Origin of the sequence: Pantoea sp. USHLN256 (genome assembly GCF_037149875.1) — a bacterium.
GTDB classification, from domain to species: domain Bacteria; phylum Pseudomonadota; class Gammaproteobacteria; order Enterobacterales; family Enterobacteriaceae; genus Pantoea; species Pantoea nemavictus.
In genome coordinates this window covers 646,817-662,919 of sequence record NZ_JBBCQO010000001.1, presented here as the reverse complement: position 1 = coordinate 662,919, position 16,103 = coordinate 646,817, and the positions used below count along the sequence as shown (strand labels likewise).

Here is a 16,103-nt window from a genome sequence, read left to right as displayed (position 1 = left end):
ATCGCGCAATAAATTGCGCCGCTACAACACGTGCGCTCGGGGAAGTCAGTGTTTAGGTATCACTGAAAATCTTCCGCATCCACGTCGTAGCCCGACGGCTCCCAGCGAATTGCCAGCAGCGCCAGCAAGCCAATCAGTGGCGCCAGGAAGATCACCCAGAACACGCCAGTACCAAACGCAGCGACCAGCAGGGGGAAGGCAAACAGCGACACGGTTGAACTGCCGCGCATCAGCGTCTGGTTGAAGCCAACGCCCACGCCGCGCAGCGAAGCCGGATAGCTCAGCGAAGCAAACGTCATGGTATGCGAGCCGGGACCAAAGCCCTGACCAAACAGGAACAGTGCCAGCATGGCAATCGCCACCGCCGCTTGTTCGCCACCTTCCGGACGACCAATCAACGCTAATCCCAGCAGCGCTACGCACTGACAGGCGTAACCGGCAACCGACATCTTCCACGCACCGAGACGTGGCACCAGCCGCACCGCCAGTAAGCCGCCAACAAACGCAAACAGCAGATTAAGCGCCAGCGACACCAGAATTGTGGTCAGCATCGATTGCGCAAAGAAGCTTGAGATGATCACCGGCAGGCCAAACGCCACCGCGTTATAGGCAAACGATGAGGCGATTGACGTCACGGTGGCCAGAATAGTGCGGCGGCGATAGACGCCCTGCAGCAGCGCGCCGTAGTTGCGCCAGCTGGCTTTACGTACCGCTTTCTGCGGTGTCAGATCGGCATCCTCCGCCACCTGCGCGTTGATGTTGTAGGCGTTGCGCAGAATCTCCGCCGCGCCTTTCAGGTTACCCTGATTGGCGGCCCAAATCGGCGATTCACTCATGTAGCGGCTGCGAATGGCAATGATCAGCAGCGCGGGCACCGCACCAAAGCCCAGAATTAAACGCCACAGCCAATCGGTGTGGGTTTCCGGCAGTACCGCATACAGCAGCAGTACCAGCAGATAGGAGATACTGATCGCCGCGTACCACGTCGGACACCACATCGCCACGCTGGCGGCTTTGTTGCCTTGTCCGCGCAGCTTCGAAAACTCGGCAAGAAACGCCATCGCCACGGGCAAATCGATGCCAACGCCGAGTCCCATTACGAAGCGCGCACCCGCCAATACGTATTCGTTCGGCGCAAAGGCACAGGCTAATGCCGCTACCACGAAGAAGAACATATCGGCCATAAATACCCGATAGCGGCCAATTTTATCGGTGAGATAGCCGCCAATTAAGGCACCGACAATCGCGCCAAAGGTGATCGCCGAGGCCACCATGCCGGTGCCGGCAGGCGTGAGCTGGAACTCGCGCGTCACGTCTTTAATACCAAAGGCTAATGCGCCGAGATCGTAGGCATCAAGAAACACGCCGCCCAGCGCAATGGCGATGACAATGCGCGCGTTGCTGCGCGATTCGTCGCTGTTATTAACCAAACCGGAAACGTCGGCCGCGCTGCGAATCCATTTGGTCTCACCGGTGGGTGTATTCCCTGCCTGCGCCACGTGCGCCGGAGAAGCTAAATCGGTCATGATGTTTTGTAATTTATTGTAATGAGTGGGACGGTGAGCATAAGCCGCCGCCTCGGCATTAAAAATTCAATTTGGTTATATGAACTGCGTTTTGGTTATAACTAACCCGCTATCGATAGCAAAAAAAGCACGAAGTAAGCTGCTTGACCGCGCCCATCGCTATTCGCCAGGCTACGCTTGATAGTCACACAATGAAAACAAATGAGGGAAGCGAGATGATAAAGCAGGGTTTATTGGGGATGATGGCGCTCGCCATGAGCGTGGGTGCGGCGCATGCGGCGGATCCGGTGAAGGTGGGCTCTAAGATTGATACCGAAGGCTCGTTGCTCGGCAATATCATCCTGCAGGTGCTGGATAAACACGGGGTGAAAACGGTTAACAAAATCCAGCTCGGCACTACGCAGGTGGTGCGCGGTGCGATTACCGCAGGCGAGCTGGATATCTATCCGGAATACACCGGCAACGGCGCTTTCTTCTTCAACGATGAGAAAGATGCGGCGTGGAAAAATGCTCAGCAGGGCTACGAGAAGGTGAAAAAGCTCGATGCTGACAAAAACCAGCTGGTGTGGTTGACGCCAGCGCCAGCCAACAACACCTGGACCATCGCGGTGCGCGGCGACGTGGCGCAGAAGAATAACCTCAATTCACTGGACGATCTCTGTGCATACCTGAAAAAAGGCGGCACTTTCAAACTGGCGGCATCGGCAGAATTTATCGAACGCAGCGATGCGTTACCGGCGTTTGAAAAAGCTTACAACTTCAAGCTGGAGCAGTCGCAGCTGCTGTCGCTGGCGGGCGGTGACACCGCGGTGACCATCAAGGCGGCGGCGCAGCAAACCTCCGGCGTGAACGCCGCGATGGCGTACGGCACCGACGGTCCGGTTGCGGCGCTCGGCCTGCAAACCCTGAGCGATCCCAAAGGCGTGCAGCCGATTTACGCGCCTGCACCGGTGATCCGCGCCAGCGTGCTCAAACAGTATCCTGAGATCGGTAACTGGCTGCAGCCGGTGTTCAGCAAGCTGGATGAGAAAACCCTGCAACAGCTGAATGCGCAGATTGCGGTCGATGGTCAGGATGCCAGTCAGGTCGCGAAACAGTGGTTACAGCAGAATAAGTTGCTGTAAACAGTGTCGTCGTTGTTACTCAGACCCCGCCAGCAGCCGGTGCTGCTGGTGCTAACCACGCTTATCTCGCTGGCGCTGTTTGCCTTGCCGCTACTGAGCTTCGCCCCTAATCGTCTGGTTTCCGGGCAGCCGTTGTTGTTTTGGCAGGTAGCGAATAGCGGGTTGCTGCTGATACCGCTGCTGTGGCTGTGGCAAGGATTATGGTGGCCTGCGCGGCGTATCAGCGCGGTCAGCTTGCTGCTGGCGGCCGACGTCATGCTGGCGTTGCTTATCTGGCTCGCCGGGCAACAGGCGACGGCGTTGGCGAACAGCGGTAGTCCGCTGGCGCGCACCGCGTTTGGCAGCGGCTTATGGTGCGCCGCGGCGCTGTCGCTGCTGCTGGCGGCCGAAGTGGTACGGCAAATCACGGCCAGCACACCGTGGCGCATTGTGCTCAACCTGCAAATCTGGCTGTTGCCGCTGCTGCTGTTACTCAGCGGTCACCTCGATCGTCTCTCGTTATTGAAAGAGTATGCCAACCGCACGGCAGTGTTCGACGCGGCCTTCAGCCAGCATCTGTGGCTGCTCGGCGGTACGCTGTTGCCGACGTTGCTGATCGGTTTGCCGCTCGGCCTGGCAATTGCACGTCGTCAGCGCTGGCAAAACGCGGCTTTCAGCGTGCTGAACCTGATTCAAACCGTGCCGTCGGTGGCGCTGTTTGGCTTACTGATTGCGCCGCTGGCCGGTTTGGTCGCGCATTTCCCGGTGCTGGCGCGCTGGGGCATTAGCGGCATCGGCATTGCACCCGCGCTGATTGCCCTAGTGCTCTATGCGCTGCTGCCGCTGGTGCGCAGCGTGGTGGCCGGTTTGCAGCAGGTGCCGCAGGAAGTACGCGAAACCGCGCGCGGCATGGGCATGAGCGCGTGGCAGCAGTTCTGGCTGGCCGAGCTGCCGCTGGCGCTGCCAGTGTGGCTTTCTGGCTTGCGCGTGGTGGTGGTGCAAACCGTTGGTCTGGCGGTGGTCGCCGCCTTGATTGGCGCGGGTGGATTTGGTGCCATTGTTTTTCAGGGATTGCTGAGCAGCGCGCTCGATCTGGTGCTGCTGGGCGTGATTCCGGTGGTGGCGCTGGCGGTGATTTTTGATGCACTGCTGCGTTTACTGTCGGCACTGCTGGAGAGACGTCATGATTGAATTTCATCAGGTGAGCAAAGTGTTTGCCGGGAAAGAGGCGATACGCAACCTGTCGCTAAAGATTGAGAAGGGCAGTTTTACCGTGCTGATTGGTACCTCGGGTTCCGGCAAATCCACCACGCTGAAGATGATCAACCGGCTGGTCGAGCACGACAGCGGTGAAATTCGTTTTGCCGGTGAACCGATTGAGCGCATGGATGCCCGCGCGCTGCGCCGCCGCATCGGTTACGCCATTCAGTCGATTGGCCTGTTCCCGCACTGGAACGTGGCGAAAAACATCGGCACCGTGCCGTCGCTGCTTGGCTGGCCGCAGGCGAGGATCAATCAGCGCGTCGACGAGCTGCTGGCGCTGCTTAATCTTGATAGCCACCTGGCATCGCGCATGCCGCATCAGCTTTCGGGCGGACAGCAGCAGCGTGTCGGCGTGGCCCGTGCGCTGGCGGCCGATCCGGAACTGCTGCTGATGGATGAACCGTTTGGCGCGCTCGATCCGGTCAATCGCCTGGCGCTGCAGCACGAGATGCTGCGCATCCAGAAAATGACCGGCCGCACCGTGGTGCTGGTCACGCATGACATCGACGAAGCGCTCACGCTTGCCGATCAATTGGTGCTGATGGATGGCGGTGAAATTGTGCAGCAGGGCAGGCCGATTGATTTGCTGACGCAGCCGGTGAATGACTTTGCGCGCGAATTCTTTGGTCGCAGCGAGCTTGGCGTGCGTTTGCTGGCACTGGGTCGCGCCGGCAGTGCGGCACGGCGCGGCGAATGGCTCGATGTGGAACCGATCGCCGAATCACTCACGCTGCGTGAAGCGCTGTCGCAGTTTATTGCGCGCCGCACCGATAAACTCCCGGTGGTTGATCAGCAGCACCAGCCGCTGGGCGTGCTGCACTTTAGCGATCTGCTGCGCCAGCAGGAGGCGAGCTGATGCGGCTGTTACGCGATCCACTCTACTGGCTGCTGGCGGCCTTTTTGCTGCTGCTGTGGGGATTGCCGCACAGCGGCCCGCTGTTTGCGCACTGGTTTCCGCAGCTCGAGCGGCCGCTCTATCAGCAGGAGAGTTTCTGGCGCCTGGCGCTGGCGCATCTGGCGCTGGTGGTAAGCGGTAGCCTGCTGGCAGTGGTAGTCGGCGTGGGCTGTGCGGTGTTTGCCACGCGGCAGGCCGGGCGCGCGTTTCGTCCATTACTGGAAACGGTAGCTGCGGCAGGGCAGACGTTTCCGCCGGTGGCGGTGCTGGCGATAGCGGTGCCGGTAATGGGATTTGGCGCGACGCCCGCCATCATGGCGCTGTTTCTCTACGCGCTGCTGCCGATTCTGCAGGGTACGCTGGCGGGTTTAGATAGCGTGCCGGCCAGCAATCGTGAAATAGCCGTTGGCCTCGGCATGGGGCCGTGGCGGCGTTTATGGCAGATTGAGCTGGCGCTGGCCGCGCCGGTGATCATGGCCGGGGTGCGAACATCGGTGATGATCAGTATTGGTACCGCCACCATTGCGTCTACCGTGGGCGCAGAAAGCCTCGGATCGCCGGTGATCATCGGATTGAGCGGTTTTAACACCGCTTATGTCATTCAGGGGGCACTGCTGGTGGCGCTGCTGGCGTTGATTTGCGATCGTCTGTTAGAGCGGGTGCAACGCAAACTTAGTTGGTATGCACAATAAGGCTGTAGCCGACCAGCATCATGCCGCCCATGCCGCCAAGCGCCATGATGGCGAACAGGGAACCGATAAGGAGTTTATTCCAGTTCATAAGGAGACCTGAGAAAAGAAATTTAGGGCGGCATCATAACGCGCACACTCCGCCAGGCAAAGGCCGTGTGTGCGATTTTTGCTTATGCAGGATCGTGCAGATGAATCGCAAAACCTTGGGCCTGCCAGTGTTCAAACTGCTCTTGCTGACGGCGCGTCGGTTTTTTACCGGTCCAGATAAACAGGTTTTGCCCGGGGAACAGTTCAGGACGCGGCATGTCCAGCGGCTCCGCCAGCACATCCATGCGCCAGCCCTGCTGCGCTAAGCGCCAGGCTTCCAGCCAGATGCGGGTGCGATCTTCCACCGCCCAGCCAATCATCAGTGCATCTTTACCGGCTTTCTTACGCGCGCCTGCCAGGCAAAACGCCACATAATCGATCAATGCGCCATCCAGCAGGCTGCACATGGTGCGCGCGGTGTTCTGATCTAAGCCCAGACGCTGGCGAACCGGCACAAACACGTGATCGATTAGCGCATCCACCGGATGTTCCCGGCCAATAGTGGCAATTTTGGTGCGTAATTTAGCCGGGCGCACGTGGCGCAGCACGCTCATCAACTCTTCTTGTAGTGCCGACCAGCCGTCGTGCACATTGACGGTAGCGCCTTCCAGCAACGCTTTCACTTTGCCAACGGGCACGCCGCTCTCTATCCAGCGTTTTATCTCTTCGATACGCTGAACATCTTCATCATCAAATTGCCGATGACCACCTTCGGTGCGCTGCGGCTTTAACAGACCGTAACGTCGCTGCCATGCGCGAAGCGTTACTGGGTTGATTCCACAGCGTTCGGCTACGTCCCCGATACTGTATAAGGCCATAAAGTCCTCAAAAATTCTGACCTGCATAACAACACCTTAACCCCCACGACTGGGTTGTACAACGATTTTTTAGTTGTACAACTTGACCTTGTTGAGGATTCGTAGTGTTATCTCATATATGAGATTTAATTCCCATAATTGAGAGGTGAAGATGTCTGCTTCGGAAACTGACGATCGCTTAGCGTCAAGACTGGCCGAACTGCGCGTGCAGCGCGGTTGGTCATTAGATGAATTGGCGATGGCGACCGGCATCAGTCGGGCTTCATTGTCGCGAATTGAGCGCGCTGAAACCAGCCCGACAGCCGCTTTGCTTAATCGGCTGTGTGTCGCTTACGGTTTGACCATGTCACGCCTGCTCAGCGAGGTGGAAGAGGAGGCGGCGCTGTTGCTGAAAGCGGAGCAGCAGCCGGTGTGGCATGATGCCGCCAGCGGTTTTCAGCGCCGCAACGTGTCGCCGCCCGCCAGCCATTTTAAAGCGGAGCTGGTGGAGGGCGTGCTGCGTCCTGGCGCGCGCATTGATTACGATGCACCGCCGGTGCAGGGGCTGGAGCAGCATATCTGGCTGCAATCGGGCGAGCTGACAATCTTGATGGATGACCAGCGCTGGACGCTGCAGGCGGGCGATTGCTTGCGCTTCCATCTCACCGGCAAATCCGCCTTCGAGGCTCACGCCGAAGGCGGCGCGCGCTACATTTTGGTGGTATGCAAACCATGATTGAGATCGAACCTCTCAGCGCCACCCAGGCGCAGCCGCTGCTGGCGGCGTTAAGTGATGTGCTGCAGGGCTGCGTGGCCGACGGTGCCAGCGTGGGCTTTATTGATGTGAGAGATCGCGCGGCGATTGAGCGTTTCTGGCAGGACAAAATTTACAGCCTGGCGAGCGGCGACAACCAACTGCTGGTGGCGTATCAGCAGGGCGTGATTGTGGCGACGGTGATGGTGGGGTTCAGCGCGATGCCGAATGGTCGCCATCGTGCTGAGATCAGCAAGCTGCTGGTGCATCCGCGCGCGCGCCGTCAGGGCATTGCCCGCCGCCTGATGCAACAAGCCGAACAGCTGGCGCAGCAGCAGGGCAAAAGTTTGCTGGTACTGGACACACGCAGCGGTGACGTGGCGACGGCGTTGTATTTGTCGATGGATTGGCAGATTGCCGGGGCGATTCCGCAGTATGCGGAGTCGACTGAAGGTGCGCTGGATGCGACTACGGTGATGTATAAGGTGTTGCGCTGAGATCGTGCTCGCTGTCCCCCTCCTAAGTTTGTGCTCGCAGTCCCCCTCCTCGGTCCTCCCCCACGAGTGGGGGAGGAAGATGCTGCTATATGTTAGTTCTGAAGTTGCATGTGGCAGCGTCTCCTTCCCCCACTCGTGGGGGAAGGCCGGGATGGGGGACAGCGAGCACCAACCCAAAATGCACCAACTCAGTGCGCCGCTTCCGCCTCGGCTATCCCCAGCGCCTGCATAAACAGCTTAATAATCGGATTTATTTTGCGCCCCTTTTTCATCAGCAGACAAAACGGGTTCTCGCGACGAATTGAATCATCACCCAATTCGCATAGCTGACCGCGCGCAATAAACGCGGCGGCATAATGCTCTGGTAAATAACCAATAAAATGGCCGGTTAAAATCAGCATAGCCACCGATTCCACCTGTACCGCTTGTACACCACTCTCCTGCAAGGGAATGATGCGACGATCGTCGCGTGGCGTCACATATAAATGATTAATGATTTTCTGCTCACGTAATGTCTCCAGCGATATACTCTTATCGCGCGAGCCTGAATATAAAGGGTGTGACATAGAGCAATATAATTTTGAATATTCCTTATAAAGCGGAAAGTAATCAAAATCACTTTTCATTTCATAAACCGGCGCCACCCCACAATGAAAACGACCTTCGCTGATGCCGCGCTCAATATCGTCTAATTGGGCGGTTTGTAATCGAATTTGTACCTTTGGCGCTTTCTGGTGCAGCTGTTGCACCGCGGCGGTGACCGGCGATTGCGGGTCAGAAATGGTATTGTCTACCACGCAAATGGCGATATCACCCAGCAGCTCGTTGCGACTGTTGTGCAGCCGCTCACGAAACAGATTCAGCGACACAAACAGCTCCAGCGTGGCCTGATAGACGTTAATGCCATATTGCGTCAGCTCAAAACCTTCACGCCCGCGGCTGCATAACGTCATGCCGAGACGAATTTCCAGATCGGAAACTTGTTTACTGATTGCTGCCAGACCAATATTCAATTCGTGACTGGCGGCGGTTAATCCGCCAGCTTCTACCACGCATTTAAATACCCGCAGTAATTTTAAATCGATATTACTCAGTGCCAGAACCGCATTATCGCTGCGATTATTTGCATTGTTTCCGGACTGGGAAACTTTACTTTCCATTTTTGCTATTCAACTCCGGAATAATTGCGGTGATTGTACAGTGAACCTGAAATGTGCGGTATTTACTAGTTTGTTCATAAAATAAGTTTTTATTATCGCTAGTGGCGCATTCATCTCTTTTTCATATCGCTGATGATTATCTGTAAGGGGAAATAGCATGTCTGATAATGCCGAACTGTTATGGGGCGCGCGTTTTAAAGCGGCACCGGCGGCGAGTTTAACCGCGCTGTCTCGTAGCCCGGATTATTACTTTGCATTGGCACCTTACGATCTGGCGGGCTGCCGGGCGCATGCCCGTGAACTGGCGCGCGGCGATCTGCTAAGCGCAGAAGAACTCAGCACCATGCTGGCGGCGATTGATGCGCTGGACGCCGATTATCGTGCCGGTCAACTGCATCCCATTGCTGCCGATGAAGATGTGCACACCTTTATCGAACGTGCGCTGACCGAACGCTTAGGCCCGCTGGGCGGCAAGCTGCGCGCCGGACGTTCGCGTAACGATCAAACCGTTAACGACCTGCGTCTTTACCTACGTGACAACGGCCGCAAAGTCGCCCACGCGCTACTGGAATTACAGCAGGCGCTGGTGGAGCAGGCGGCGCAGCACACCGAAAGCGTCGCGCCCGGTTTCACCCATTTACAGCAGGCGCAGCCGATTGTGTTCGGGCATCAGCTGCTGGCGCATGCGCAATCCTTCGCTCGCGATATTGAACGCATGCAGGATTGGGATCGCCGCAGCGCGCGCTGTCCGCTCGGTGCCGCCGCCATGGCCGGCTCCGCGATTGCGCGCCAGCCGGAGCAAGCCGCTACCGATCTCGCTTATCTCGCGCCGTGCGAGAACTCCATCGACGCCGTTGCCAGCCGCGATTACGCCGCCGAATTCCTGTTTGTCACCAGCATGATTGGCATCAACCTGTCGCGTTTATGTGAAGAGGTGTGCATGTGGGCCTCGCGCCAGTTCCGCTGGGTCGAGCTGCACGACAGCTACGCTACCGGCAGCTCAATCATGCCGCAGAAGAAAAATCCGGATATCGCCGAGCTGACGCGCGGTCGCTCTGGCCGCCTGGTCGGCAACCTGATGGCGCTGCTCACCACCATGAAAGCGATGCCGCTCTCCTATAACCGCGATCTCAGCGACGACAAACGCAACGTGATTGATGCGGTCGATACGCTGCTGCTGGTGCTGCCAGCAATGGCGGGGATGATGGCGACGCTGAAATTCAATACCGAGGTGATGCGCGAGCAGGCACCAGACGGTTTCACGCTGGCCACCGAAGTGGCCGACTGGCTGGCGATGCGCGGCGTGCCGTTCCGTGAGGCGCATGAGATCACCGGCCAGCTGGTGCAATTGTGCGAGCGTGAAAACTGCGGCCTGTCAGATCTCAGTGATGCACAGCTGCAGGCGGTGGATGCGCGCTTAACGCCAGAAGTGCGCAGTGCCCTGACGCTGGAAGCCGCACTGGCGGCGCGCAGCGGTTACGGCGGCACCGCGCCGGCACGGGTGCGAGAGCAATTGGCGCGTCTGCAATCCCTGATGCAGGACCAGCAGCGCTGGACCGAAGATTACGCTGGCCCGCGCGCCTGAGGAGGCTTTTATGTCGTCAACGCCGATTGAGCCGAGTTTAAACAACAGCCGCGAGCAGACGCATTACGATCTCGATCGTTATCAGGTGGTGCCGCGCCGCTATTACGGCCGCATTACCGCATCCGCAGTGATTCTTATCCTGCTAGCCTTGCTGGTGAATGCCTTTGCCCACGGCAACATTGAGTGGTCCTTCGTTGGCCAGTTCTTTACCGCGCAGGCGATTCTTAACGGCGTGGTGAATACGCTAATCATGTCGGTGCTGGCGATGGGGCTTGGCATCCTGTTCGGCGTGATCACCGCCATCATGTACATGTCGCCAAACCCGGTGCTGCACTACATCGCCGTGGGTTACGCGTGGATCTTCCGCGGCACGCCGCTGATTTTGCAGCTGCTACTGTGGTTTAACCTCGCGCTGGTGTTCCCGACCATCAGCATTCCCGGCCTGTTCAGCGTGCAAACCGTCAGCTTTATGACGCCGTTCCTTGCCGCGCTGCTCGGTTTGAGCATCAATCAGGGCGCCTATACCTCGGAAGTGGTGCGTGCAGGTTTGCTGTCGGTGGATACCGGACAGTACGAAGCAGCGAAAGCCATCGGCATGCCACGGCTGCAGGCGCTGCATCGCATCATTCTGCCGCAGGCGATGCGCGTGATTCTGCCGCCGGTCGGCAATGAGTTTATCAGCATGATCAAAACCACCAGCCTCGCCAGCATGATTCAGTACTCCGAACTGCTCTACAACACGCAAACCATCTACTTCGCCAACGCGCGCGTGATGGAGCTGCTGTTCGTGGCGGGCATCTGGTACCTGATTGTGGTCACGCTGCTGTCCTTTGGGCAGAGCCGACTGGAACGTTACTTCTCACGCGGCCATCGTCAGCGTCAGTAAGCAGGAGCCAAACATGAGAAACATCGTGCGCGCCGTCAAGGTGAACAAATATTTCGACCAGTTCCACGCCCTAAAGGATGTCAGCCTGGAAGTGAACTACGGCGAGGTGATGTGCATCCTCGGGCCGTCCGGTTCCGGCAAAAGCACCTTTTTACGCTGCATTAATCAGCTGGAGAAGGTCGATAAAGGCGGGATTTGGGTCGACAACGAACTGGCGGGCTATCGCATCGCCGGCAATAAATTGCATGCCTTGAGCGACAAGCAGATTGCGCGTCAGCGTCTGCAAACCGGCATGGTTTTCCAGCGCTTCAATCTGTTCCCGCATAAAACCGCGCTGGAGAACATCATTGAAGGGCCGTGTCGCGTCATGCTCCGTCCGAAGCGAGAAGCCTGTGAAGAGGCGATGGCGCTGCTGGATCGCGTTGGCATGGCGCATAAAGCGCACGACTATCCGCAGTCGCTCTCCGGCGGCCAGCAGCAGCGCGTGGCGATTGCCCGCGCGCTGGCGATGAAACCCAAACTGATGCTGTTTGACGAACCCACTTCGGCGCTAGATCCGGAAATGGTGGGCGAAGTGCTGGCGGTGATGCGCCAGCTGGCAAAAGAGGGCACCACCATGCTGGTGGTCACCCACGAAATGGGCTTTGCCCGCGAGGTGGCCAATCAGGTGGTGTTTATGGACGAGGGACGCATTATCGAGCAGGGCGCACCGGAAGACATTCTGCTGAACCCGCAAAATCCACGGATGAAAAACTTTATTAACGCGATTCTTCTTTAACGTGACCGGGGTGAATATGAAAAAGCTGTTATTGAGTGCCATCAGTGCCGCCGTGCTGCTGCAATCGTCTGCCTGGGCAGATATCGCCGTGCCTGCCGCCATCAAAGAGAAAGGGCTGACGGTCGCGATCATGCCGAACTATCCGCCGATGGATTTCAAGGATCCGGCGACTAACCAGCTGACCGGCGTGGATTACGATCTCGGCCAGGCGATTGGTGAAAAGCTGGGCGTGAAGATCAACTGGCAGGAGATCGCCTTCGAGCAGATGGTGAACGCGGTAGTGACTAAGCGTGTTGATCTGGTGATGTCCGGCATGACTGACACCAAAGAGCGTCAGCAGGTGGTGAATTTTATCGACTACTTCAAAACCGGCCCGCAGTTCTACACCCAATCCGCGCGCAGCGATATCAACAGCGCCATGGACCTGTGCGGTAAGAAAGTCGGCACCAGCCGTCGCACCACCTTCCCGCTGGAGATTGCCAACTGGTCCAAAGCGCACTGTGAAGCGGCTGGCAAGCCCGCCATCATCGTGGTCGGCGCCGAAGGCACCGCCGATGCGCGCACCCAGCTGCGTCAGAACCGTCTGGATGGCGTGGTGCAGGGCAGCGAAACCCTGCCGTACATCATGGATCTGGAAAAGGGTAAATATAAGCCACTCGATAAAGCCTTCTCCTTCCAGTACACCGGCATGGCGATTGGTAAAGATGCGACGGAGCTGACCACCGCAGTGCAGGCCGCTATCGACGCGATGATTGCTGACGGTTCATACCAGAAAATCCTTGGCAAATGGGGTTTGGCCGACAACGGCGTAACGAAAGCAACGGTCAACCAGGGCTAAAGGAGCGCGCAGATGCAACAACCGGGCGCAGTGCGCTGGCCGCAGGGTAAACGCGGCTGCATGGCGCTGGCGTTTGACCTCGACGGTCCTACCGGCGATGCCATGCTGAATGGCAGCCTGTGGTCAACGCCAGAGTATTTTACCTTTGGGGCTTACGGGCCGTACCGCGCGCTCGGGCGTCTGCTCGACCTGCTGCGCGCCTTCCAGATTCCCGCCACCTTTTTCGTTCCGGCGTGGGTGGTGGAGCAGTGGCCGCAGCAGTGTCAGGCGATTATTGAACAGGGCCACGAAGTGGCCTATCACGGCTATCGCCACGAATCGTTCTGGTCGATTTCGCCGGATGAACAGCGCGCGGTGATGGCGAAATCCGCTGAGATCTTTAAGCACTATCTTGGCATCACCGCCTGCGGTTTTCGTACGCCGTCGGGCGACTGGCATGCCGAAACGCCGCAGATTCTGCGCGACGCGGGCGTGATTTACTCCAGCAGCATGCGCGGTGACGATCGCCCCTACAGCATTCCAGTGGCGGGCCATACGCCACTGGTAGAGATTCCCGGCAAGTGGGAGATGGACGATTACGCCTCGCTGGCCTACACGCGCCAGCCCGATTTCCCGAAAGGCGGTGACCGTATCGCCAGCTATGCGCACACGCGTGATAACTGGCAGCGCGAGTTCGATGGCGCGATGGATGAAGGCTTGTGCCTCACCACGCTGTTCCACCCGAAAATCTCCGGGCAGCCGGGACGGCTTTTGCTGCTTGAACAGCTGTTTGAACATATGTCGGCGCGCGATGACGTGTGGTTTGCGCGCTGCGACGCGGTGGCGCAGTGGTATTTGCAGGAGCAACAGCATGACTGAACCTTCACGCTGGCCGCTGGGCTTCCAGTCGGCGGCGATCCTCACTATCGATTTCAACGATATTCACGGCATTCTCACCCAGGCTCCCGCGGTGGCGGGGCGCGATAAAACGCTGTCGGTGTGGCGCTACGGCACGCTGCGCGGCGTCGATCGCGTGCTGGCGCTGCTGGCGGAAAAGCAGCTCAAAGCAACCTGGTGCATGCCTGCGATTGTCGCCGAAGAGCAGCCGGAATTAGTGCAGCGCATGGTGGCGGATGGCCATGAAATCGCCTGTAGCGGCGATGTGCACGAAGATTTTTCGGCTTTGACGCTGGAGCAGCAGATCGCCAGCGTGACGCGCGGCTGCGACAAACTGGCGCAGGTCGCCGGTCGCAATATCGTCGGCTTCCGCACACCCGCCGGACAGTGGAAACCGGGGCTGGCGCAGGCGCTGGTTGAGTGCGGTATTCGCTGGTCATCAAGCTGGCGCGGCGACGATTTGCCGTACTTCCATCCCGGCACGCGCTTAGTTGAGCTGCCGATGCACTACACGCTAGAAGATGAGCCGTACTTTGCTTTTAATCTCAGCCCGGCGATCCCGCCAGGCCAATCGCGCATCGCGCCCTATGGCGAAACGCTGGCGAACATGACGCTGGATTTCCACGGTTTCCACCGCTTTGGTCTGTGCTATTTGCTGCGGCTGCATCCGGAAATTATCGGCACCGCCGGACGCATTGGCCTGCTGCGTTCACTGCTCGACACGCTGCAACAGCACAACGTGTGGATCGCCACTGCTGAGCAGGTGGCGGCGCACTGGCAGACGCAGCCGGAGAATGATTTCTCGCATCCGGCTGAGGTGTTTAGCCGCATCATCGGAGGTGCGCATGGCGAGCACGGTTGATCAACTGGCGGCTTTTATCGCCGAGAGCCACTTCGCACAACTGCCGCAGCCGCTGGTGGAGCAGGCGAAACGTCATCTGCTGGATACGCTCGGCGCCTCGCTGGCGGGCTGCGATAGCCCGATCTGGCGCCAGTGTCTGGCGCTGGTTAATGCAGAGGGCGGGCACGCACAGGCGCAGGTATGGGGCAGCGCGCAGCAGGTTAATGCGCGTCAGGCGGCATGGCTGAATGGCGTGGCGGCGCACATGTATGAACTGGATGATACCGGCGGCTGCGATCACTCCGGTGCGGTGGTGATCCCGGCGCTGCTGGCGGCACTGCCGCTGGCGACGCAGCCGGTGGACGGTCAGGCGCTGATCGTCGCGATGGTGATTGGCTATGACATCGGTCGTCGGGTATTAGAAGCCTGTGGTGGTTACTCCGCCCACAACGGTGCGGGCTGGCACTCCACCGCCAGCTGCGGCGTGTTTGGTGCGGCAGCGGCGGTCTGTTCGCTCCTGCAACTGGATCGCGCGCAGTGCGCGTCGGCGCTGGGGATTGCCGCCAGCTTCAGCGGCGGTTTATGGGGCTTTATCCACGACGGCTCGCACACCAAAAAACTGCATGCCGCACGCGCCGCAGAAGGCGGCGTGCAGGCCGCGCTGCTGGCACAGCGCGGTATCAACGGGCCTGCTGCAGTATTCGAAGAGCGTTGGGGCGGTTTCCTGCAAACCTTAGCGCCACAGACGCAGCAGCCGCAGGCGCTGACGGCGGATCTGGGCGAGGTGTGGAAGCTGGAGCGCTGCTCAATCAAGCCGTACGCATCCTGCCGTGGCACCCACGCGGCGATTGATGCGCTGAGTAGTTTACTGCAGCAGCATGATGTGCGGGTAGAGCAGATTGCGCGCATTGTGGTGGGCGTTAATCCGTTCCTGCTGGAGATGTGTGGTGGACGCGAGCTGCGCAGTCTGGCGGCGGCGCAGATGAGTTTGCCCTATGCGCTGGCGGCGCGCGCGCTGTATGGCTCAGCCGAGCTGGCGAGCTATGAGGACGCTAAACGTCTGCATCCAGCGGTGGAAGCGCTGCTGGCGCGCATTGTGCTGGTGATCGATGAGCAGCAGAGCCGCGACGATGAGCCGTGGGTGCGGCTGGAAACCGTGCAGGGCGCGCAGTGGCAGCAGCACGTGCCGGTGCCGTCGGGCGCGCCGACTAATCCGTTAAGTCTTGAGGCGCTGCTGGCGAAGTACCGCAGTCTGGCATTGCGCGTGCTGCCGCTGGAGCAGGTCGAACGGCTAGAAGCGATCTGTCTGGAGTTAGAGGAAGTGGCCGACGTGCGCGAAGTGGTGGGGCTGTTGGCGGTTAGGTGATTTTATTGTGCTCGTTGTCCCCCATCCCGGCCTTCCCCCATAAATGGGGGAAGGAGACGCTGCCACATGCAGCTTCAGAACGAACATATGGCAGCATCTTCCTCCCCCATTTATGGGGGAGGACCGAGGAGGGGGACAGCGAGCACATTCAAACCACAG

The 16,103-nt window shown here is 58.9% G+C and carries 16 protein-coding genes; 13 read left to right on the top strand and 3 right to left on the bottom strand.

The annotated features are described in order from the left end of the window. Window positions 1–59 precede the first annotated feature (59 nt). Window positions 60–1,526: an MFS transporter gene (locus WFL93_RS03115; RefSeq protein WP_336777229.1), complete on the bottom strand. Its 1,467-nt coding sequence runs from the start codon at window positions 1,524–1,526 to the stop codon at window positions 60–62. Between the two features lie 215 nt (window positions 1,527–1,741). On the opposite strand from WFL93_RS03115, the gene osmF reads away from it, so the two are divergent. The 4 genes from osmF to WFL93_RS03095 are packed head-to-tail and all read left to right on the top strand — an operon-like array spanning window position 1,742 to window position 5,479. Next, window positions 1,742–2,650, top strand: a complete 909-nt coding sequence (gene osmF, locus WFL93_RS03110; protein ID WP_336777228.1) for a glycine betaine ABC transporter substrate-binding protein OsmF — start codon at window positions 1,742–1,744, stop codon at window positions 2,648–2,650. A 3-nt stretch (window positions 2,651–2,653) separates the two neighbouring features. Next, window positions 2,654–3,820, top strand: a complete 1,167-nt coding sequence (locus WFL93_RS03105) for an ABC transporter permease (protein WP_336777227.1) — start codon at window positions 2,654–2,656, stop codon at window positions 3,818–3,820. After that, window positions 3,813–4,748 (top strand): ABC transporter ATP-binding protein, encoded by a 936-nt coding sequence (locus tag WFL93_RS03100; RefSeq protein ID WP_336777226.1) that lies wholly within the window; start codon window positions 3,813–3,815, stop codon window positions 4,746–4,748. Before WFL93_RS03105 ends, WFL93_RS03100 begins: the two co-directional genes overlap by 8 nt. Further along, window positions 4,748–5,479 (top strand): ABC transporter permease, encoded by a 732-nt coding sequence (locus tag WFL93_RS03095; RefSeq protein ID WP_007887823.1) that lies wholly within the window; start codon window positions 4,748–4,750, stop codon window positions 5,477–5,479. Before WFL93_RS03100 ends, WFL93_RS03095 begins: the two co-directional genes overlap by 1 nt. 170 nt (window positions 5,480–5,649) lie before the next feature. Here WFL93_RS03095 and WFL93_RS03090 read toward each other — a convergent pair whose 3' ends face one another. Next, on the bottom strand, window positions 5,650–6,384 hold the full coding sequence (locus WFL93_RS03090; protein ID WP_007887821.1) for a MerR family transcriptional regulator: 735 nt from the start codon (window positions 6,382–6,384) through the stop codon (window positions 5,650–5,652). A gap of 151 nt (window positions 6,385–6,535) precedes the next feature. Between WFL93_RS03090 and WFL93_RS03085 the strand changes: the two genes are divergently transcribed. Both WFL93_RS03085 and WFL93_RS03080 read left to right on the top strand, forming a co-directional pair. Then, complete coding sequence (locus WFL93_RS03085) at window positions 6,536–7,099, top strand: helix-turn-helix domain-containing protein (protein WP_007887818.1); 564 nt, start codon at window positions 6,536–6,538, stop codon at window positions 7,097–7,099. Next, complete coding sequence (locus tag WFL93_RS03080; protein WP_336777225.1) at window positions 7,096–7,614, top strand: GNAT family N-acetyltransferase; 519 nt, start codon at window positions 7,096–7,098, stop codon at window positions 7,612–7,614. Before WFL93_RS03085 ends, WFL93_RS03080 begins: the two co-directional genes overlap by 4 nt. A 188-nt stretch (window positions 7,615–7,802) precedes the next feature. On the opposite strand, the gene WFL93_RS03075 is transcribed toward WFL93_RS03080, so the two are convergent. Then, a complete protein-coding gene (locus WFL93_RS03075) occupies window positions 7,803–8,774 on the bottom strand; it encodes a LysR family transcriptional regulator (RefSeq protein WP_007887814.1) in 972 nt (323 codons plus the stop codon). 157 nt (window positions 8,775–8,931) lie between these two features. Here WFL93_RS03075 and argH point away from each other — a divergent pair, with 157 nt between their 5' ends. The 7 genes from argH to WFL93_RS03040 are packed head-to-tail and all read left to right on the top strand — an operon-like array spanning window position 8,932 to window position 15,944. Further along, window positions 8,932–10,359, top strand: coding sequence for an argininosuccinate lyase (argH, locus tag WFL93_RS03070; RefSeq protein WP_336777224.1), 1,428 nt, complete (start codon window positions 8,932–8,934; stop codon window positions 10,357–10,359). A 10-nt stretch (window positions 10,360–10,369) separates the two neighbouring features. Next, complete coding sequence (locus tag WFL93_RS03065; protein ID WP_007887802.1) at window positions 10,370–11,245, top strand: amino acid ABC transporter permease; 876 nt, start codon at window positions 10,370–10,372, stop codon at window positions 11,243–11,245. 13 nt (window positions 11,246–11,258) lie between these two features. Then, window positions 11,259–12,023: an amino acid ABC transporter ATP-binding protein gene (locus tag WFL93_RS03060; RefSeq protein ID WP_007887797.1), complete on the top strand. Its 765-nt coding sequence runs from the start codon at window positions 11,259–11,261 to the stop codon at window positions 12,021–12,023. 16 nt (window positions 12,024–12,039) lie between these two features. Further along, entirely contained in the window at window positions 12,040–12,861 is an 822-nt protein-coding gene (locus WFL93_RS03055) for an ABC transporter substrate-binding protein (RefSeq protein ID WP_007887796.1), read from the top strand. 12 nt (window positions 12,862–12,873) lie between these two features. Further along, a complete protein-coding gene (locus WFL93_RS03050; RefSeq protein WP_336777223.1) occupies window positions 12,874–13,719 on the top strand; it encodes a polysaccharide deacetylase family protein in 846 nt (281 codons plus the stop codon). Further along, a complete protein-coding gene (locus WFL93_RS03045; RefSeq protein ID WP_336777222.1) occupies window positions 13,712–14,599 on the top strand; it encodes a polysaccharide deacetylase family protein in 888 nt (295 codons plus the stop codon). The genes WFL93_RS03050 and WFL93_RS03045 overlap by 8 nt, the downstream gene beginning before the upstream one ends. Next, on the top strand, window positions 14,583–15,944 hold the full coding sequence (locus WFL93_RS03040) for an MmgE/PrpD family protein (protein ID WP_336777221.1): 1,362 nt from the start codon (window positions 14,583–14,585) through the stop codon (window positions 15,942–15,944). The genes WFL93_RS03045 and WFL93_RS03040 overlap by 17 nt, the downstream gene beginning before the upstream one ends. Window positions 15,945–16,103 lie beyond the last annotated feature (159 nt).